The following is an 18,863-nucleotide window of genomic DNA, read 5'->3' as shown; positions in this document are numbered from 1 at the left end:
GCCGTTCCATCAGTTCAGGGCGCCCTTGCCGTGGCCGAGAGCCGATTGCATTGTGCGCACGACGACGAAAGCGTCGCGCAGATGGCTGCGTTCGAAATCCGAAAGGCTCGCGGGGGTGAGGAAGTTGTCGGGCTTCTCGCCAGCCTTCACTCGCGCGGCCTGATGTTCCAGCCGCGTCTCGGCGATCAGGTCATAGGCCTCGATCAGGTCGCGCCCGCCGGAGGGGGAGATCACGCCCTCATCCACGGATCGTTCCAGCCGCGCGCGCGTGTTGACCGGCGCTAGCCGGCCCTGAAGAGCGTAGACGCGGGCGAGATCGGTGACCGGCACGACACCGGAATGCTTCATGTCGATCTGGTTGCGGTGCTCGCCCGAGCGGATCGTCGCGAAGCCGCGGATGAGGCCAAGCGGCGGCGCGTGTTTGAGCGAGTTCGATATCAGGTGGGCGACAAAGATCGAGTTCTTCGAGGCTGCCTCGAGCGTCTCGGTCTGCAAGTCGCCGAACAGGTCCACGGCCCCGCCGATGGGGCGCAGGTCGAACATGACAGAGGCGAGCATCTGTGCCTCGGGGCTGGGCGTCGCGATCCAGCCCCGGAAGTAGTCGCGCCAGACGCGGACCGGCTGCCGCCAGCGCGGATTGGTCGCCATCATGTCGCCAGGGCAGTAGACGTAGCCGCAGGCGTTCAGACCGTCCGAGACGGACTTCGCGAGCTTCTCGAAATAGGCCATGTCCGCTTCGGTCACCGCGTCGTCGAGCATCAGGCAGTTGTCCTGATCGGAAACGCCGGTCTGCTCCTGACGGCCCTGGCTGCCGCAGGCGAGCCAAAGATACGGCACGGGCGGCGCGCCCAATTCCGCCTCGGCGAGCGCCAGCAGCCGCCGCGTCACGGCATCGGCTATGTCGGTGATGAGCCGCGTCGTCACCTCATGCGCGTTATGACCGCCGACGAGCTGGCGTAGGAGGAGTGGAATGCGCGACGTCGTCTCGGACATCTCGGCCGCGCTGTCGGCAACCGCGATGTCGCGGATCAGGACGGCCGAGCTGACCGCCTGATGACGCGTGAGATCGGTCTGCGTCACGATCCCGACGAGCCGCCCGCCCTTCGTTACCGGAACGTGGCCGATGCGGCGTTCCAGCATCAGGTGCAGAATGTCGGTACCGAGCGCATCGGGCGGCAGCGAAACAGGATCGGGCGTCATGATCTCCGCGACCGGTGTCGCCAGGTCGCGCCCCTCGGCCAGCGCGCGATGGGCAAGGTCGCGCGTCGTGACGATCCCCGTCAGTTCGCCTCCGGGCCAGGTGACGCCTAGGCACGAGACGCCCGCGTCGCGCATGATCCGCGCCGCTTCGGAGAGCGGGGTGTCGGGCGGGCAGGCGACGGGATTGGCCACCATCAGCTCCGAGACCCGGCGGGTCGCGAGGTCGCTGCCGCGCGGCTCGACGCCGCGCCCGCGGTTGAAGAACTTCGCGAAGGCCGGCACGTCGCTCAGTAGGCGGCGGAATTCCTCGACCGGCAGCACGAGCAGCGTCGCCGCGCCCGTCGTGCGCGCGGTGGTCGCCGCCGTGCCGTCGCGCATCAGCCCGCGTTCGCCGAAACTGTTGCGCGGGCCGAGAAGCGAGACGAGCGCGCCATTCGCATCGAGGATTTCGACGCCACCTTCCTGGATCAGGAAGAGCCCCGGCAGGACCGAGCCCTGCGCGTAGACCTCTGCGCCCTTGGGCAATTGTCTGCGGCCGAAGGAACCGGCGACCCGCGCCAACTCGTCCTGCGGCAGACCGTCATAGGGATGGACCGTCTCAAGAAAGGCCTGCACGATCCGGACGTCCTTGCTCACCTGACCCTCCGAGATGCGGGCTGGCGCGCCCCCAGGCATCGGGGACGCGCCGTTGTCTTTGTCGGATCAGTGGCCGGTGGCCGCACCTGCGCCTTTCGGCACTCGGATCGATTCCACCAGTTCCTGGATCTCTTCCGGGGTCTCCTCGGTCGCGTTCGACACGACATAGGCAACGATGAAGTTGATGATCGCACCAACCGCACCGAAGGCTTCCGGGGCGATGCCGAGGATGTGCGTCTCGGCAAACGCCGTGCCCGGGATGAAGAACCAGCCCTTGTAGGCGAAGATGTAGAGCAGGGTCGAAATCAGACCTGCCAGCATCCCCGCGATTGCGCCCTGCTTGTTGATCCGCTTGGAAAAGATACCAAGAAGGATCGCCGGGAAGAGCGAGGCCGCCGCGATACCGAACGCCAAGGCCACAACCTGGGCTGCGAAGCCCGGCGGGTTGAGGCCGAGGAAGGTTGCGATGATAATCGCCACCAGCATCGAGATCCGCGCCGCCATCAGTTCGCCCCGCTCCGAGATCGACGGATTGAAGACGCCCTTGATGAGGTCGTGGCTGACCGCCGACGAGATCGCCAACAGAAGGCCCGCCGCGGTCGACAGAGCGGCCGCGAGACCACCCGCGACGACGAGCGCGATGACCCAGCCCGGCAGGCCCGCGATTTCCGGGTTCGCCAGAACCATGATGTCGCGGTCGAGCTTGGTGACTTCGTTCGTGTCGTCGTTAGTGAACTGGATCAGGCCATCGCCGTTCTTGTCCTCGATCTGGAGAAGTCCGGTCTGCTCCCAGTTCCCCATCCAGTCGGGCTTGTCAGCGACTGCCAGTGGCTGAGTGATGTCGCCACCCGGATAGACGGTGGTGATGAAGTTCAGCCGCGCCATCGCGCCAACGGCCGGGGCCGTGGTGTAGAGGATCGCGATGAAGACCAGCGCCCAGCCGGCCGACCAACGGGCGTCAGCCACTTTCGGCACGGTGAAGAAGCGCACGATGACGTGGGGCAGACCCGCCGTGCCGATCATTAGCGAGGCAGTGTAGAGCACCATGTTCAGCGGGTTCGTCGTGTAGGCCGTGTACTGGTCGAAGCCAAGCTGCGTCACGACCTCGTCAAGCTTCGCAAGAAGCGGCTGGCCGCTTTCCGCATGCGTGCCGAAGAGGCCGAGCTGCGGCAGGAAGTTGCCCGTCAGCTGAAGCGAGATGAAGATCGCCGGGATGGTGTAGGCGAAGATCAGCACGCAATACTGGGCCACTTGGGTGTAGGTAATGCCCTTCATGCCGCCGAGAACCGCGTAGACCGCAACGATCGCCGCGCCGATCCACAGACCAGTCGAGTAACCGATGTTGAGGAAGCCCGAGAACGCCACGCCGACGCCTTTCATCTGGCCGATGACGTAGGTGATCGACGCCGCGAGAAGGCAGACGACCGCCACGATCCGCGCCGCTTTCGAGTAGAAGCGGTCGCCAACGAATTCCGGCACGGTGTACTTGCCGAATTTGCGCAGATATGGGGCAAGCAGGAGTGCCAGAAGCACGTAGCCGCCGGTCCAGCCCATGAGGAAGAGCGAGGTCTGGTAGCCGCCGAAGGCCAGCAGGCCGGCCATCGAGATGAACGAGGCCGCCGACATCCAGTCAGCCGCCGTGGCCATACCATTTACAACAGGATTGACGCCGCGGCCGGCGGCGTAGAATTCGCTGGTCGACCCGGCACGCGCCCAGATGGCGATGCCGACGTAGAGCGCAAAGCTCAGACCAACGACGATGATGTTGAGCGTATACTGTTCCATTACGCCTTACTCCTCAACGCCATGTTCCCGGTCGAGCTTGTTCATGCGCCAGGCATAGAAAAAGATCAGAACCAGAAACACGAGAATCGAGCCCTGCTGGGCAAACCAGAAACCGAGATCGGTCCCGCCGACCTTGATGCCCATCAGCATCGGCCGCAGGAGGATCCCAAAGCCGAAGGAGACCAGCGCCCAGATCACCAGACATATCTGGATGAGCCGGATATTGGCCTTCCAATAGGCGTTGGACGAAGATTTGTCCGCCATGAGTGTTACTCCCCTGAGTTCCCTCGTTTCCCTCCGGCACCCCGGACTCGGGATGCCGGCCTGTTGTCATGCTGTCGCGCGCGCAACGATCGTCCTCAGCGCCGAGGCGACCGATGCGATGGGACCCATCGCATCGGTCGCCTCGAGCACCCCCAACTTGGAATAGTGCGCGATCAGCGGTGCCGTCTGAGCGTGATAGGCCTTCAGCCTTTCGCGCGCCGTCTCGGCATTGTCGTCGGCCCGGCGTTTGAAGTCCGTGCCGCCGCATTTGTCACAAACGCCGGCTTTCGCGGTCTGTTTGTGGGTGTCGTGATATCCCTCTCCGCAACCGGCGCAGGTGAAGCGCCCCGCGATGCGGTCGATCATCGCCTCGTCATCGACGTCGAGACTGATCGCCGCGCTCACTTTCTGTCCCTCTTCATTCAGCAGCGCGTCCAACGCCGCGGCCTGCGCGTCAGTGCGCGGGAAGCCGTCGAGGATGATGCCCGCCTTCACGTCGGGCTTAGCCATCCTGTCCTTCAGGATCGCGAGCACGATCCCGTCCGATACGAGCCCGCCGGCCTCCATCACCGATTTCGCCGCAAGACCGGCAGAAGTGCCTTCAGAGACTGCGGCGCGCAGAAGATCACCGGTCGAAAGCTGGATGAGGCCGAAGGCCTTCTCGAGCATCCGCGCCTGCGTTCCCTTCCCTGCCCCCGGAGGGCCGAGGAGGATCAGAACGGCGGGAGTGATCGTCGTTTCGACCATGCCCTCAACCCCTGTTCATGCGGTTGCCGATCAGGTCGTCCACGACCGACGGATCGGCGAGCGTCGAGGTGTCGCCGAGCGCGCCGTAGTCGTTCTCGGCGATCTTTCTCAGGATCCGGCGCATGATCTTGCCCGAGCGGGTCTTAGGCAGACCCGGCGCCCACTGGATCAGGTCCGGCGAGGCAATCGGCCCAATCTCGGTCCGGACCCACTTGACCAGTTCCTTGCGCAGGTCGTCTGTCGGGTCCACGCCGTTCATCAGCGTCACATATGCATAGATGCCCTGGCCCTTGATCTCGTGCGGGTAGCCCACGACCGCTGCCTCGGCGACCTTCTCATGCGCGACGAGCGCCGACTCGACCTCGGCCGTCCCCATCCGATGGCCCGAGACGTTGATGACGTCATCGACCCGGCCGGTGATCCAGAAGTAGCCGTCCTCATCCCTGCGGCAGCCGTCACCCGTGAAGTAGTAGCCTTTGTACTGCTGAAAATAGGTTTCCTCGAACCGCTTGTGGTCGCCCCAGACGGTGCGCATCTGACCCGGCCAGCTGTCGCCGATGCACAGCACACCCTCGGCCGGATTGCCCTCGATCACCTTGCCGCTTTCGGCTTCGAGCACAACAGGCTTGATCCCGAAGAACGGCACCGTGGCCGAGCCCGGCTTGGTCTCAGTCGCGCCAGGCAGAGGCGTGATCAGGTGGCCGCCGGTCTCGGTCTGCCACCATGTATCCACGATCGGGCACTTGCCGCGCCCGACATATTTGTCATACCAGTTCCAGGCTTCGGGATTGATCGGCTCGCCCACGGTCCCCAACAGGCGCACCGACGAAAGATCGTACTTCTCGACGAATTCCGGCCCCTGGCCCATGAGGGCGCGGATGGCAGTCGGGGCGGTGTAGAACTGGTTAACCTTGTGCTTTTCACACACCGCCCAGAACCGCCCCGCGTCCGGATACGTCGGCACGCCCTCGAACATGAGGGTCGTGGCGCCGTTCGCCAGAGGTCCATAGACGATATAGCTGTGGCCGGTGACCCAGCCGACATCGGCGGTGCACCAGAAGATATCGCCGTCCTTGTAGTCGAACGTGTACTGATGCGTCATCGCGGCATAGACGAGATAGCCTCCCGACGTGTGCACCACGCCCTTCGGCTTGCCGGTCGAGCCCGACGTGTAAAGGACGAAGAGCGGATCTTCCGCCCCCATCGCTTCGGGCGGGCAGGCAGGGCTCGCGCTTTCCATCTCGGCCAGCACGTCCACGTCGCGGCCGTCAACCCAGGTCGTCTGGTCGCCGGTATGCTTGACGACGAGACATTTCACGTCCTCGTCGCAATGCAAAAGCGCCGCATCGGCATTGGATTTCAGCGGCGTCCGCCGTCCGCCGCGCGGCGCCGTGTCGGCGGTGATTACGACCTTTGCCTCGCTGTCGTTGATCCGGTTGGCAAGCGCGTCGGGCGAGAAGCCGCCGAACACAACCGAATGGATCGCCCCGATCCGGGCGCAGGCGAGCATCGCATAGGCTGCCTCGGGGATCATCGGGAGGTACAGAACGACCCGGTCGCCCCGCATCACGCCTTGCGCCTTCAGCACGTTGGCCAGGCGGCCCACCTTGTCGGCAAGCTGGGAATAGGTGATGTGCTTGGCCGGCGCCTCCGGGTCGTCCGGCTCCCAGATGATGGCGGTCTGGCTTCCACGCTTGGCCAAATGACGGTCGATACAGTTTGCCGCGACGTTCAGCTTGCCGTCCTCGAACCACTTGATCGAGACCTCGCCGAAATTGAAGTTCGTATCCTTGACCTTGGAATAAGGCGTCATCCAGTCGAGACGCTTGCCTTCCTTGCCCCAGAAAGCTTCAGGGTCACTTGTCGAAGCTGCATACATGTCGGCATAGATCGAAGGCGTCGCATGGGCCTTCTCGAACCCTGCCGGGATCGCCCGCTTGACCGAGGCGCTCACACCACCCTGTTCCGTCATGCCCATGCTCCTTTGCTGTCTGCTCCGCGCGTTCGGCCAGACCGCGCAGCCCCCAACGTCGAACCGGCCCAGGCCAGGACCGTGCGGCGCAGTGTAAACTATTAGGAACAATTTGTATAACCTATTTTAAACATTGTATTTAATTGTTAATTTATTGACAGAAAATGGGATAATTTTGTAAATTTCACCAGCGCTGCCCAAATTTTGCCACGAAGTTTCAACCGCTTGGCTGTTCACGAAATGGTGACTCGCCGCGGCGGCGGGCGATCTCCCAAAAACCGCGTGGTCGGGCCGCAAAAGGGCCCGTGACCGACCGGATGGCTTGAACCGTCAGCCGTGATTCGTCGCCGCGATCGGCGACGCACACTGGCTTGCCGGCAAACTGCGGCGTTGATACCGATGAAGGCGGATGACAGAAGGCGCGCCATGAGCGACAAGATCAATCCGATCCGCGAAGCCGATGAAGATGCGCGGCAGCAGGCGATCGCGCTGCTCAAGGACGCGCGCACAGCCGTGCTCGCCGTGATGGAGATCGAAACCGGCGCCCCCTTCGTCAGTCGCGTGGGCTTTGGCCTGACGCGCGCGGGCACGCCCATATCGCTCGTCTCCGACCTTGCGATCCACACCCGCGCGCTGCGCTCCGATCCACGCGTGGCGCTACTCATCGGTGAACCGGGGCAGAGGGGTGATCCCCTCACTCATCCGCGCCTGACGCTGCGCGCCTCTGCCCGCTTCATTGCCCGGGACAATTCCGAACATCCGGCGCTGCGCGCTGCGTGGCTGGCCTCTCACCCCAAGGCCGCGCTCTACATCGATTTCGCGGATTTTCACTTCGTGGCATTCGACGTTGCAGACGGCCATCTTAATGCCGGATTTGCTAGGGCCTATGCACTTTCGGAGAATGACCTTACAGTGACGTGACGCCCATCCAATCAAGATGTGGCGTCAATGGTTTACGGCGTATTGTGATGACGGATCGCAGGGACTTGCAGGACGAGATGCGGCGCCAACGGGTCCGTCTGGAACGTGATCTCGTCTCGCGTCAGCTTGGCGTTGCCCTCAGCTGTGTTATCTTCGGAGTTGTGCTGCCGTTTTGGGTAGTGTTCCTGACCTACCTCATCAGTGTCGGGACCGAAGTCGCCCAGCGCCAACTCATGCTCGCCTTCGACGAGAACCCCACTGGGGGACGCCGCGCCGCGGTTCTGGCGAATTCCGCGTTCGGCGTCGCGGTCTACTCGGTGCCCGCGCTTCTCGTCTGGCAGTATGGCGATCCGCTGCTCAAGTTCACCGGCGTGCTCGCCCTCATCGGCGCGCTTCTGAATACGTGCGTGGTACGGTCTACCCATCTCGCGATGGGTATCACGAGCGGCCTCCCCCCGGCCCTCGCGCTTCTCTGGATGCCGATGCAAGACCTGGGCGACTCCGGTGCGGGCGACTACGCGGCGCTCGCGACGGCCGGCGCGATCGTTCTGATCGGATATTTCCTCTCCGCACTCGTGCAGAACCACCGCGCCCAGAACGAACTCGTCAAGGCCGTGGACGAGGCGCGCGCGGCGAGCCGGGCAAAGACGCGCTTCCTGTCCGCTCTCAGCCACGAGATCAGGACGCCGCTAAACGCCGTCCTCGGCCACAGCGATCTGCTCGAGGGCGAGGCCAAGACAGCCGCAGTCAAGCGCCACGCGGCCGCGATCCAGACCGGCGCGCGCGGACTGAAGATGCTCGTGGAGGACGTTATAGACCTGTCGTCGGCGACCGAAGGCGAGATCCGTTTTACCCCCGTCACTGCCGTCATCCGGCAAGAGCTGGAGATGATCGCATCGATGAAGCTGCCGGTCCCCGCGGACTGCCCGCCCGAGATCACGATCGAGATCGCGCAGGAGGTGCCTGAATTCGGGCGGTTCGATCCGCTTCTTCTGCGCAAGTGCCTCAGCCATCTCGCGACGATGGTGCTGACCTCGCAAGGCGACGAACAGCCCGCGCGGCTCGACATTCGCTGCGCACTCGCTCCCGGACGGAAGGACCGGCTCCGGCTGACGCTGGCCGGCCGCGAACCTGCTCGGATCTCGGACCCCGAGCCGGACCCGCGCGCCGGCGAACCGCTCTCGATGACGCTGGTGAACCGGATTTCCGACGTAATGGGCGCGCGCTCCGCTATCCTAAAGGCGCCCGACGGCAGCTTTGTCGCCCGGATCGAGCTGCCGTTCGTGATGGTCCCCGAACCGCCGGACACCGGCGCAGAAACCGTCTATGGGCGGCTCCGCGCGCTTGTCGTGGACGACATCGCGACCAACCGCTTCGTCGTCGTGCAGATGCTGCGCGCGCTTCGGATCGAGGCGGTGGAGGCTGGCGGCGGCTCGGATGCGCTCGATCGGCTCGCCTCTGACAACTTCGACTTCGTGCTCCTGGACATGAATATGCCCGACATGGATGGCGAGGCGACGTTCCGCGAGATCCGCGCCTCCCGCCGTGAATGGTCCGAAATCCCTGTCGTGGCGCTTACGGCGGATTCCGTCACTTACCGTCGCGACCATTTCATCGGACTCGGCCTGAACGGCTATGTCACGAAGCCGATCGACCGGAGGCTTCTCTGGGCAGAGATCCTTTCGGCGGTGCCGCCGCCTCCGCCGCTCTGACGAACGGGCAGGGCGGTGCCCCGCCCGCCGCGTCTGCCCGTCAGTAGGGGCTGTCCATCCGAACCGAGACCCGCACCTTGCCCTTCGAAGCCGCTAGCCAGTTGAGCGTGACGTTCTGCTTTTGCGCGCCCTGCTCGACATCGACATAGGGCATATCCGACCGCCGCTCGCCCGCGGGTCCGGTGATGGCACCTTGCGGCACCATGGCCTCGACCGTTCGTGCCCAGCCGCCGAGGGGTAGATAAGCGCCCGGATTCACCGTCCAGGTCGACGCCGCCGAGCCTTGCGTGAACTCGTAGATGACGGGGTTCGCGATCACCTGATTCACGGCGGTGAAGGTGTTGCCTTCGAACCAGATGTTGCGCATCCGGCTGTTGTCCAGGGGGGCAAAGGTCGTGTCCACCTTCTCCACCCGGTCGATATTCCCATTGAACGCCTTGAATGCGTTCGCGGTGACGTTAAGCGACTGGATGAAGTGCCCCGATCCGTAGGGCTTGACGACGATCCAGCTGAACCAGGGCGCGCTGTCCGACACCGTGAAGACGTTGCCGGTGATCGTTAGCCCGCCGAACGAATACTGGCTGAAGAAATCGGGATCTGCCTCGTGCTCGTTCGTCCACTCGATGAAGGCGTTGTCGATCGAGTTGCCGGTGATCGCGGTCCTGAGATCTGTGCCGATCAGCACCAGCCCCGCCAGGCGCACACCCGCCGGTGCGCTGTCTGCCTGGAAGAAGTGGTTGCCGACGATCAGGCTCCCCGCCCCCGCCATGATCCCGAAGTGACGGAAGTTCACCGCCCGGCAGTTCCTCAGCTTCACGTCGTTGCCGTTCGTGTTGAACGCGATGGACACGCGGTCCTGCGCCAGAAGCGGCCCTTCGGCCGACAGGAACTGGCAGCGGTCGATCATCATGCCTTGGCAGCCTGTCCCCATAGACGTGATGCCCCGGTTTTTCGGGTTCTGGATGAAACTGTCGCGGATCTGGAACACGATGCCCGACGGCGCGAGGTTGATGCCGCTCGCCTCGCCGTTGCACTGGATGTCAATGTTCTCGAGTGCCATCTGCGACAGCGAGTCGAAGCCGCCGAAGTCGAGCACATATTTGAACCGCGTGAAGGTGTAGACCTGCGTGCCGGCCGCGCCGTAAAGCGGATTGGACAGCGTCAGCGTGCCTGCGCCCACGTTGACCGCCTTCACGTAGATCTCGCGGCCGACGCCGGTGCCCTCAACGAGCGCACCCACGGTAATGTTGGCGATGTTCGCGACCCCGGTCAGTGTCGTCGGGTTCGAGGTCGAATAGCTCGCCTGCGATGTCACGACGGTCGGGTTCCACGCCGATCCAGAGATGACGTTGAACTGACCGTTACGGATCACCCGGCGTGTGGCGAAGGTCGTCTTGTTACTGACTGACGCCTGCAAGTCGATCGGCGCCGTCACCTCGATCCGCCGACCCTTCAGGTCCAGCGAGTCGTGATCGGAGAAATTCAGAAGCGCCTGGAACGCCTTCTTGAACCCCTCCTCCTCGCTGCCGAACGCCGCCGCGTAGGACGGCAAATCGAAGCTCCGCGTCATCGACAGGCGGCGATTGGCGGGCATGGTGACCTTTCCCTCAAACCGCGCCGGCGCTTCGAGCGTCACGTCGGCGTTGAGGAAATAGGTTCCTTCGGACACGAACAGGTCCCGGCCCGTGGCATCGGCGGCGGCGTCGGCGGCGTCGAAGGCTGCCGAGTCGTCGGTCACACCGTCCCCCTTCGCACCGTAGTCGCGCACGTCAACCCAGTCCATCATGGTGCGCAGGAAGGCCGAGGTGACATCTTCGATTTCGATGTCGTCGATGCGGACGACCCCACCATTCGGCCCCGTGAGGTCAATCCCGAAATGCCCGTAAAGCGTGCCCGTGCCCCAGGCCATGTTCACGCCCGTCCGCGCGCCCGTGCCGACGATCGCCTCGACGGTCTCGACCTTGCCGTAGGCAGTCAGCTGCACGCTCGGCCCGGTCTCGGTGACGCCCGTCACATGCGCCCCACCCGCGCCGCCGGCCCAGGCGGCGATGCGCACCGCGGGCAGATTGCCGCTCATCGCCTTCACGCGGGCGCGGATGCGCAGGTAGCAGCCGGGCAGGATCGGCGTATCGCCCATGTAGCGAAGTTTCGTCGTGGTGATGTTCTTCAGAAGCTCCAGACAGCCGCCAAAATCCTGATCGGCCGGCACCAGCGCCGCATTGGGCGACCCCGCATAGGTCGGCGACCCGGGCGTCCCGTCGCCGGCCGACCAGACGTCCAGCCCGTTCTCGAATTGCGGCGGCGTGAAGACCAGCCCGTCGGTAATCGCCTTGTTCATGTCGATGACACCCCTTGTCCAGTTCAGACCCCCGTCCGGCAGACCCCAAAAAGCCCGCCGGCAGCCGGGCACCCGGCCCGTCCTGCCGGGCCGCCTGCGGGTTCTGCTCAAGAGGGAATTGCGAGCCCGAAGCGGGCCCTGTGTCGCAAAGCTCTACCGTGATAGGGTGACCGGGCGGTTATCGCAGCGTTCGCTGCCTGCCCCTCACGCGGCCAGGCCGGGCTCGGGAACCGGGTAAACACCGTTGATCCGCCAGCCGTCCGGGCCCTCGACCATCTCATAGTCGAATAGATGATTGCGGCCGTCGCCGTCGCTGAACTCCATCCGCTGCAAGAGCCGCCCGTCCTCCTCGCGGAGCTCGAGATAGCGCACGCCGTCGGGGCGCCAGATCATCGGGTATCCCTCGCGCACCATGCGCCCGAATATCTCGGGCGTCGGAAACATGCGCTGGATCATCGGGGACGCAAAGCCGTAGGCGCTCTCCAGATCCTCGGCCCCGAACGCCTCGATCTGACTGCCGATCACCGCACGGACATCCTCTCCGTCCCCGGCACGCAGCGAAGGCGCGAGAACCAAGACGGCCATGGGCAGCGACAGCAGCAAGTCCCGGCGGCGCATCGAAGTCCTTCCTTGACCGGCCTCAGACGATGTAAGCCACAAATACGATACATAACTCGCGTCATCTGCGCAAAATCTTGCATGCAGAATACCTCGAGGGGTGAGAATGGCGTTGGCATTCTCCGAAATGGACAAGTCGGTCACAACAGCCGTGCGGCGAATAGCGCGCGAACGTCTGGAGGCCTCGCTTGCTCTGATCGACAAGTCCAGCCTCGACCGACCCGAGTTGGTTCACGAACTCAGGAAGAACGTGAAGAAGACCCGCGGGCTCCTGCGGCTGGCCCGTCCCGACTTCAACCGCTTCAACAGGGAAAACACGGCACTCCGCAATGCAGCCAGGATCATCTCCGGACTGCGCGATGCCGATATCCTGGCCCTGCACTTCGACTCCATCGCACAGCGCGCCGGGATGCCTGCCAAGACCGTGGCCCGCATCCGGGCCGAAGTCCTGCCGTCAAGCGCACTCGACGCGCCTGCGACCAGCGCCGAAGACTTGCTGAAAGCACATCGCGCGGCCATCGCCGAAATCGCGGCGCGCGTCCAGCTCTGGAAAATCGGCAGCAAGGGCTTCGATGCGCTCGCGGGCGGGCTCGAACACACCTGGAAGGCCGCGCAATCCGCCAAGACCAGAGCCGCCGCAGCGCCCAGCGGCGCAACCCTGCACCGCTGGCGCAAGCGCATCAAGGACCACTGGTATCACGCCCGCCTGCTCGAGCCGATCTGGCCCGAGATGATGGCGCACCACGTCGCGGTCGCCGACACGCTGGGCGAGACCCTCGGCGATGCGCGCGACCTCGCGCTTCTGGCCGAGGCGCTAGAGCCGATGGCGGGTGCGGAGAAGCTGCGCGACCTGGCCCTCGCCGACGAAACGGCGCTTGTGAGAAATGCCCAGCGCCTCTCGACGCTCTTTCTCAGTGAACCCGCCCGCAATCTCTCGCGCCGCTGGCGCGGCTGGTGGCAGATCACATTCGGCTGACCGCCCCGTCCGGGGTCAGGCGACCATCTCGCCCTGCAGCGCGCGCTCGATCAGCGTGACGGTCTCGTCGATTCCAAAGAGCGCTATGAACCCGCCGAAGCGCGGCCCCTGGCTCGCCCCCAGCAACACCTCGTAAAGCGCCGTGAACCAGTCCCTGAGCGGCTCGAACTCATGCGCCCTGCCGACTGCGAAGACCATCGACTGCAACGCCTCCGCATCGAGCCCGCCATCCCAGACCTTCAGCCGCCCGACCAGATCCTCCATCGCCGCCCGCTCCTTCGCGGATGGCGCACGGAACTTCCGCGTCGGCGCCACGAAATCGCGGAAATAGCGCACCGCGAACTCCGCCGCCTGATCGAGCTGCGGGTTCGCCTCCGGCGTCGCGTCGGGCGCATAGCGCCGAATGAAGCCCCACAGCCCCGACTTGTCCTGCGCCCCCGCCACGCTCGCGAGGTTCAGCAGCATCGCGAACGGCACCACCATGTCCGACACCGGCGGCTGGCCGCCGTGGATGTGCCAGACCGGGTTCGCAAGCTGCTGCTCGACCGTCTGTTCCGGGAAGGCACGAAGCTGCTGGTGATACTCGTCGACTGCCTTCGGAATCACGTCCCACCATAGCCGCTTCGCCGTCTTCGGCTTTTGGTACATGAAATAGCCCAGTGACTCCGTCGAAGCATAGGTCAGCCACTCGTCGATCGTCAGCCCGTTGCCCTTCGACTTCGAGATCTTCTGCCCCTGCTCGTCGAGGAAGAGTTCATAGGTGAAATGCTCCGGAGGCCGCACGCCCAGCACACGGCAGATTCCGTCATAGATCGGCGTGTTGGTCGAATGGTCTTTGCCGTACATCTCGAAATCGACACCGAGCGCGGCCCATCGCGCACCGAAATCGGGCTTCCACTGAAGCTTCACCTGCCCGCCCGTCACCGGCAGCGTCCATTCCTTCCCGTCCTCATCGTCGAAAGTGATCGTGCCATCCTTCGCGTTGACCTCTTTCATAGGCACGTAAAGTACCCGCCCCGTCTCTGGATGGAGCGGCAGGAAGCAGGAATAGGTCTGCTGCCGCTCCTCCCTGAGCGACGCGAGCATGATCTCCATGATCGCGTCGTAGCGCTCGCAGCAGCGCAGCAGGATCTCGTCGAACCGGCCTGACTTGTAGAATTCGGTGGCCGAGATGAACTCGTATTCGAAGCCGAACGTATCCAGGAACCGCCGCAACATGGCGTTGTTGTGATCCCCGAAGCTCTGATATTCGCCGAACGGGTCCGGCACCGAGGTCAGTGGCCGCTGCAGATGTTCCCTCAGCATCTCCGGGTGCGGCACGTTATCGGGCACCTTCCGCATCCCGTCGAGGTCGTCCGAGAAACAGATAAGCTTCGTCGGGATATCCGAAATGATCTCGAACGCCCGCCGGACCATCGTCGTCCGCTGCACCTCGCCGAATGTCCCGATATGCGGCAAGCCCGACGGCCCATAGCCCGTCTCAAAGAGCACATAGCCCTTTTCCGGCGGCGCCTTCCCGTAGCGTTTCAGCACGCGGCGCGCTTCTTCGAACGGCCAGGCTTTGGAGCACATCGCTGCATCGCGCAAAGAAGACATGGGTTCAGCTTTCCCGAAGACCGGCACCCGCCGTGCCGCAAGGCCCGCTTCCTATTGAACGCGAGGGGCATCGTCAATAATTTGCCCCGCAAGCCATCAAAGGACCAGGACTGTGACCCATACCCTCCCCGCCTTCTCGCCCCAAGACGCGCTCGTCGCGCTCATGGTCACTGTCTCGGTCTCGGACGAGACCATTCGCACCTCCGAACTAGTCGCGATTGAGCGACAGGTGAATCACCTGCCGATCTTCGCCGACTACGACATGGACACCGTCCGCGAGGTTGCCGAGACCGTCTACAAGCTGATGGAAGACGACGACGGACTCGACACCCTTTTCGTCATGATCCGCGACGCGCTGCCTGATCGGCTCTGGGAAACCGCCTATGCGCTCGGCTGCGACGTCGCCGCCGCCGACGGCAGCATCCGCCAGGGCGAACTGAGGCTTCTCGAAGAGATCCGGCACGAGTTGAAGATCGACCGTCTCCACGCCGCCGCGATCGAATGGGGCGCAAGGGCGCGGCATCTGGTGCTGTAACGCCTAACAAGAGCGATCACCGCGATCCGAAAGATTGGTCGGCTCTCTGCGCCCGCAGCCCGATAAATGGCTGTGTGGCCGTCGCTTTGCCACCGGCATTGCCACGGCGCGCACCTGAAGCCATGCTTCACACCGGAACCTCAGGGATCAGGAAAGCCTCTATGAAAGTCGTCGTCATGGGCGCAGGCGTGATCGGAGTCACCACCGCCTACTACCTCGCTCGGCAGGGGGCGGAGGTGGTGGTCCTCGACCGCCAGCCCGGCCCCGGGATGGAGACGAGCTACGCCAATGCGGGCGAGCTGTCCTACGGCATGACCTCGCCCTGGGCCGCGCCCGGCATCCCGATGAAGGCGCTGAAGTGGCTCTTCATGAAGCGCCGCCCGCTCTTCATCTGGCCCCTCATCAGCCCCCGGATGTGGAAATGGGGCGCACAGATGCTGACCAACTGCACCGAAGAGGCCTACGACCTCAACAAGTCCCGCATGGTCCGCGTCTCCAATTACTCCCGCGACGTGATGCCTGACCTCATCGCCGAGACCGGGATCGGCTACGACGGCCGCGAACAGGGCACGTTGCAGCTTTTCCGGACGGAGAAGCAGCTCAAGGCGTCGAAGGCCGACCAGGCGATCCTCGCCGAATTCGACAGTCCGTTTGAAGTGCTCGACCGCGACGGCTGCATCGCCGCCGAACCCGCGCTCGAACTCGTGCGCGACAAGTTCGTGGGCGGTCTCCGCCTCACCGCCGACCGCACCGGTGACTGTCGGCTGTTCACGATGGCGCTCGCCGACAAGACCGCCGAGCTTGGCGCGACCTTCCACTACGGCCAGAAGATCCGGCTCATTCAGACGCGTGGCGAAGAGGTGATCGGCGTCATGACCGAGAATCTCGGCCGGGTGGAGGGCGACGCCTATGTCTGCGCGCTCGGCAGCTTCGGGCCGAAGCTGCTCGGCCCGATCGACATCCGCCTCCCGGTCTACCCGGTCAAGGGTTACTCGGTCACGCTGCCGGTCACCGACGACGCTTTCGCGCCGCAATCGACGATCATGGACGAAACCCACAAGGTCGCGATCACCCGCCTCGGCGACCGCATCCGAGTGGCGGGCACCGCCGAGATCGCGGGCTATTCGAACAAGCTCGGGCCCCACGCAACCGATACGGTCCGCCACGTCATCGGCGACCTCTTCCCGAAGGGCGGCGATCTCGACCGCGCCGAGGGCTGGACCGGCCTCCGCCCGATGACGCCGGACGGCACACCGGTCCTCGGGCCGACGCGCTACCGCAACCTCTATCTCAACACCGGCCACGGCACGCTCGGCTGGACGATGGCGGCCGGATCGGGCCGCGCCGTCGCCGACCTCGTCATGGGCAAGAAACCCGAGATCGACTTCGACGGCCTGACCGCCGCGCGCTACGGGATCTGAGGGGTCGCTCAGGCTGCGTAGACCGCGACCCAGCGCTCGATCAGCTGCTGTTGCAGCCGCTTCGACCGCCGGATCCAGTCGCGCCCGCCATCGGGGCGCTCGCGCTGTGCATCCGGCACCGCATCGCGCCGCGCGACGTCGCCGGTGAAAATCGCGAAGGCAAGCTCGGTATCACCCGGCGCGCTGACATAGCCCGCGAGCGTGGAGACGAAGTTGAGCGTGCCGGTCTTCGCGACGACCCGGGCCGGCTGCGCGGTGGTCCGCTTGCCCTTCGCATCGTGGAACGGGATGTCCTTCAACAGTCCCTTCAGCCCAGCCCTTGGCCCTAGCTCCACCAGCGCCTGAACCATGTCGACGGCCGAGATGCGCGAGGCGCCCGCCAGCCCGGAATGATCCGCGAACCGCGCGTTCGTCGCATCCGCTCGGGCCTTGAGCCAGTCGCCCATCGCCTGCCCTGAGGCTAGATGGCTTTCCACCCCGCGCCGGGACGAAGCCGCCATGCCGATCGCCTCCGCTGTCATGTTATTGGAGTATTTCAGCATGTCGCGCAGGATCGGCGCCAGATCGGCGCTGCGATGGACGGCGACGACCGTGCCGCCGGGCAGATTGTCCGCCGCCTCGGGCGCGGGGAGCTCCACGCCCTGGGCGCGGGCAAGCGTCTGGAACACGTCGCCCGCATAAAGATCGGGCCGCCTGACCGGTAGCCAGCGGCTGCCGCCCTTGCCGAGCGCCCGACGCGCGACGGACCATTCCTCGACGCGTCCGCCATTCTTGTAGCTGTAGACGGGCTGGCTTCGCTCGGCGACCGTAACGCGTGCGGAGTAGACCTTGGGAGCGAAGCGTTTCGCCCGCGCATCCATACCGACCTCGTAGCCCGACCCGTTGCGCTTCCAGACGAAATTCACCCGGTTGAAGTTGAGATTCAGCCCCGATACGGCGGGATTGTAGCCCAGCCAGACCGGCTGGCTCTGGTCGATCGCCTCGATATAGGGCAACGCGCCCGCCCAGACGCGAAACCGGCCGGTGACACCCCTGATACCCGCCGCCGCCAGCGCACGGACGAGATCTCCCAGATCGTCGGTCGTCAGCGTCGGGTCCCCGCCGCCCACCAGCACCAGATCGCCCTGGACTCTGCCGGCCTCGACTGGCCCCGTGGCAATCAGCCGTGTCTCGAACCGGTAGCCCGCGCCCAGATGTTCGAGCGCGTAGAGCGCCGTGATCGCCTTTGCCGTCGAGGCGGGCGGCATCGGCCGATGTCCCTGCCGCGCTTCGAGGAACAGCCCGGTCCGCGCGTCGGCGACCAGATAGGTGACCTCGCCGCCCAGCCCGGCCGCCTCGATCAGCGCATCGGGGGCGCGCGCGACGACCGGCATCGAGCCCTGAACGAAGCCGGCCCGCGCCTCGGGCCGGGGCGAACTCAGGGGCGCGTTGGCAAGCGCCCGCCCTGCCACACATCCGATAAGTCCACTCAGCAAGCCGCGCCGCGTGACCGTCACGTCGCTCTCCTCCTTGGCCCGTCAGCCTCGCTCACCGGGGCCCGCCACGCAAGTCCCGACGCCATCCGCCCTCTGCCCGGATCGCGCTCGACGAATGGTCGAGCATAGGGACATTGACAAAGCACCAAGCCGGCGGCCGGCAGCGCGGAAGAAGGACGGCGGCTTCCGCCGGCAGGCGGAAGCGTTCGTATTCCTCGGCTGCACGCGCGCCGCGCGCCGCAAGCCGCGATCCCGGCCGCGCGAAGATGCCGATCGGCACATTGGTCATGATCCAATCCCAATCCTGCCATTCGTGGAAACTCGCCAGGTTGTCCGCGCCCATGAGCCAGACGAACCGCACGCCGGGATAGAGCGCCATCAGTAGCCGCAATGTCTCGGCGGTGTAGCGCGTGCCAAGCCGCGCCTCGATATCCGAGATCACGACGCGCGGATGCGCCATTACCGCCCGCGCCCGCGCGATCCGGTCCGCCATGGGCGCCGGCGCATCCGGTTTCAACGGATTGCCCGGCGAGACGAGCCACCACACGCGATCCAGCCCGAACCGCTTCAGCGCCTCGCGCGTGATGTGGGCATGACCCTCATGCGCGGGGTCGAACGAACCGCCCAGAAGCCCGATGGCCTGCTCCGCCATGGCAATGGGAAATCC

Annotated in this window: 15 protein-coding genes; 5 read left to right on the top strand and 10 right to left on the bottom strand. The window is 64.9% G+C overall.

The features are described 5' to 3' along the window. Positions 1-9: 9 nt before the first annotated feature. From DEA8626_RS01815 to acs, 5 genes are all read right to left on the bottom strand, one after another. The gene (locus tag DEA8626_RS01815) at positions 10-1,875 is read right to left on the bottom strand and encodes a DUF294 nucleotidyltransferase-like domain-containing protein (protein ID WP_108851354.1); all 1,866 of its coding nucleotides are present in this window, start codon (positions 1,873-1,875) and stop codon (positions 10-12) included. Positions 1,876-1,902: 27 nt separating this feature from the next. Beyond that, positions 1,903-3,621 carry a sodium:solute symporter family protein gene (locus DEA8626_RS01810; RefSeq protein ID WP_108851353.1) on the bottom strand — a complete coding sequence of 573 codons (1,719 nt, stop codon included), beginning with the start codon at positions 3,619-3,621 and terminating at the stop codon, positions 1,903-1,905. A 6-nt stretch (positions 3,622-3,627) separates the two neighbouring features. Beyond that, on the bottom strand, positions 3,628-3,885 hold the full coding sequence (locus tag DEA8626_RS01805; protein ID WP_108851352.1) for a DUF4212 domain-containing protein: 258 nt from the start codon (positions 3,883-3,885) through the stop codon (positions 3,628-3,630). Between the two features lie 66 nt (positions 3,886-3,951). Continuing rightward, positions 3,952-4,632, bottom strand: coding sequence for an adenylate kinase (locus DEA8626_RS01800; protein WP_108851351.1), 681 nt, complete (start codon positions 4,630-4,632; stop codon positions 3,952-3,954). Between the two features lie 4 nt (positions 4,633-4,636). Continuing rightward, positions 4,637-6,610: an acetate--CoA ligase gene (gene acs / locus DEA8626_RS01795; protein WP_108851350.1), complete on the bottom strand. Its 1,974-nt coding sequence runs from the start codon at positions 6,608-6,610 to the stop codon at positions 4,637-4,639. A gap of 420 nt (positions 6,611-7,030) precedes the next feature. Here acs and DEA8626_RS01790 point away from each other — a divergent pair, with 420 nt between their 5' ends. Then, positions 7,031-7,525: a HugZ family pyridoxamine 5'-phosphate oxidase gene (locus DEA8626_RS01790; protein WP_108853278.1), complete on the top strand. Its 495-nt coding sequence runs from the start codon at positions 7,031-7,033 to the stop codon at positions 7,523-7,525. Positions 7,526-7,572: 47 nt separating this feature from the next. Further along, on the top strand, positions 7,573-9,237 hold the full coding sequence (locus DEA8626_RS01785; protein WP_108851349.1) for a response regulator: 1,665 nt from the start codon (positions 7,573-7,575) through the stop codon (positions 9,235-9,237). A gap of 40 nt (positions 9,238-9,277) precedes the next feature. Here the strand turns inward: DEA8626_RS01785 and DEA8626_RS01780 are convergent, their stop codons facing one another. Beyond that, positions 9,278-11,575: a glycosyl hydrolase family 28-related protein gene (locus DEA8626_RS01780; protein WP_108851348.1), complete on the bottom strand. Its 2,298-nt coding sequence runs from the start codon at positions 11,573-11,575 to the stop codon at positions 9,278-9,280. A 204-nt stretch (positions 11,576-11,779) separates the two neighbouring features. Beyond that, the gene (locus tag DEA8626_RS01775; protein ID WP_245890693.1) at positions 11,780-12,193 is read right to left on the bottom strand and encodes a DUF4864 domain-containing protein; all 414 of its coding nucleotides are present in this window, start codon (positions 12,191-12,193) and stop codon (positions 11,780-11,782) included. A 106-nt stretch (positions 12,194-12,299) separates the two neighbouring features. On the opposite strand from DEA8626_RS01775, the gene DEA8626_RS01770 reads away from it, so the two are divergent. Then, a complete protein-coding gene (locus DEA8626_RS01770) occupies positions 12,300-13,169 on the top strand; it encodes a CHAD domain-containing protein (protein ID WP_108851347.1) in 870 nt (289 codons plus the stop codon). 15 nt (positions 13,170-13,184) lie between these two features. Here the strand turns inward: DEA8626_RS01770 and DEA8626_RS01765 are convergent, their stop codons facing one another. Then, positions 13,185-14,765: a lysine--tRNA ligase gene (locus DEA8626_RS01765; protein WP_108851346.1), complete on the bottom strand. Its 1,581-nt coding sequence runs from the start codon at positions 14,763-14,765 to the stop codon at positions 13,185-13,187. Between the two features lie 112 nt (positions 14,766-14,877). Here DEA8626_RS01765 and DEA8626_RS01760 point away from each other — a divergent pair, with 112 nt between their 5' ends. Then, positions 14,878-15,300, top strand: a complete 423-nt coding sequence (locus DEA8626_RS01760; RefSeq protein ID WP_108851345.1) for a tellurite resistance TerB family protein — start codon at positions 14,878-14,880, stop codon at positions 15,298-15,300. A gap of 161 nt (positions 15,301-15,461) precedes the next feature. Continuing rightward, positions 15,462-16,721 (top strand): D-amino acid dehydrogenase, encoded by a 1,260-nt coding sequence (locus DEA8626_RS01755; RefSeq protein WP_108851344.1) that lies wholly within the window; start codon positions 15,462-15,464, stop codon positions 16,719-16,721. Positions 16,722-16,729: 8 nt separating this feature from the next. Here DEA8626_RS01755 and dacB read toward each other — a convergent pair whose 3' ends face one another. Both dacB and DEA8626_RS01745 read right to left on the bottom strand, forming a co-directional pair. Next, positions 16,730-18,217, bottom strand: coding sequence for a D-alanyl-D-alanine carboxypeptidase/D-alanyl-D-alanine endopeptidase (dacB, locus tag DEA8626_RS01750; protein WP_108851343.1), 1,488 nt, complete (start codon positions 18,215-18,217; stop codon positions 16,730-16,732). Between the two features lie 31 nt (positions 18,218-18,248). After that, positions 18,249-18,848: a nicotinate-nucleotide adenylyltransferase gene (locus DEA8626_RS01745; RefSeq protein WP_108851342.1), complete on the bottom strand. Its 600-nt coding sequence runs from the start codon at positions 18,846-18,848 to the stop codon at positions 18,249-18,251. Positions 18,849-18,863: the final 15 nt, after the last annotated feature.

This window comes from Defluviimonas aquaemixtae (assembly GCF_900302475.1).
Taxonomy (GTDB): domain Bacteria; phylum Pseudomonadota; class Alphaproteobacteria; order Rhodobacterales; family Rhodobacteraceae; genus Albidovulum; species Albidovulum aquaemixtae.
Note: the sequence above shows the minus strand (reverse complement) of the source record. Positions and strands in the feature narration are given on the sequence as shown.

Bases quoted from the DNA above. Each gene is read 5' to 3' on its own strand.
- acs (WP_108851350.1), bottom strand. From the start codon at position 6,610: ATGGGCATGACGGAACAGGGTGGTGTGAGCGCCTCGGTCAAGCGGGCG.
- DEA8626_RS01780 (WP_108851348.1), bottom strand. From the start codon at position 11,575: ATGAACAAGGCGATTACCGACGGGCTGGTCTTCACGCCGCCGCAATTC.
- DEA8626_RS01775 (WP_245890693.1), bottom strand. From the start codon at position 12,193: ATGCGCCGCCGGGACTTGCTGCTGTCGCTGCCCATGGCCGTCTTGGTT.
- DEA8626_RS01805 (WP_108851352.1), bottom strand. From the start codon at position 3,885: ATGGCGGACAAATCTTCGTCCAACGCCTATTGGAAGGCCAATATCCGG.
- DEA8626_RS01790 (WP_108853278.1), top strand. From the start codon at position 7,031: ATGAGCGACAAGATCAATCCGATCCGCGAAGCCGATGAAGATGCGCGG.
- DEA8626_RS01785 (WP_108851349.1), top strand. From the start codon at position 7,573: ATGACGGATCGCAGGGACTTGCAGGACGAGATGCGGCGCCAACGGGTC.
- DEA8626_RS01810 (WP_108851353.1), bottom strand. From the start codon at position 3,621: ATGGAACAGTATACGCTCAACATCATCGTCGTTGGTCTGAGCTTTGCG.
- DEA8626_RS01765 (WP_108851346.1), bottom strand. From the start codon at position 14,765: ATGTCTTCTTTGCGCGATGCAGCGATGTGCTCCAAAGCCTGGCCGTTC.
- DEA8626_RS01745 (WP_108851342.1), bottom strand. From the start codon at position 18,848: ATGGCGGAGCAGGCCATCGGGCTTCTGGGCGGTTCGTTCGACCCCGCG.
- DEA8626_RS01755 (WP_108851344.1), top strand. From the start codon at position 15,462: ATGAAAGTCGTCGTCATGGGCGCAGGCGTGATCGGAGTCACCACCGCC.
- DEA8626_RS01815 (WP_108851354.1), bottom strand. From the start codon at position 1,875: ATGCCTGGGGGCGCGCCAGCCCGCATCTCGGAGGGTCAGGTGAGCAAG.
- DEA8626_RS01800 (WP_108851351.1), bottom strand. From the start codon at position 4,632: ATGGTCGAAACGACGATCACTCCCGCCGTTCTGATCCTCCTCGGCCCT.
- DEA8626_RS01770 (WP_108851347.1), top strand. From the start codon at position 12,300: ATGGCGTTGGCATTCTCCGAAATGGACAAGTCGGTCACAACAGCCGTG.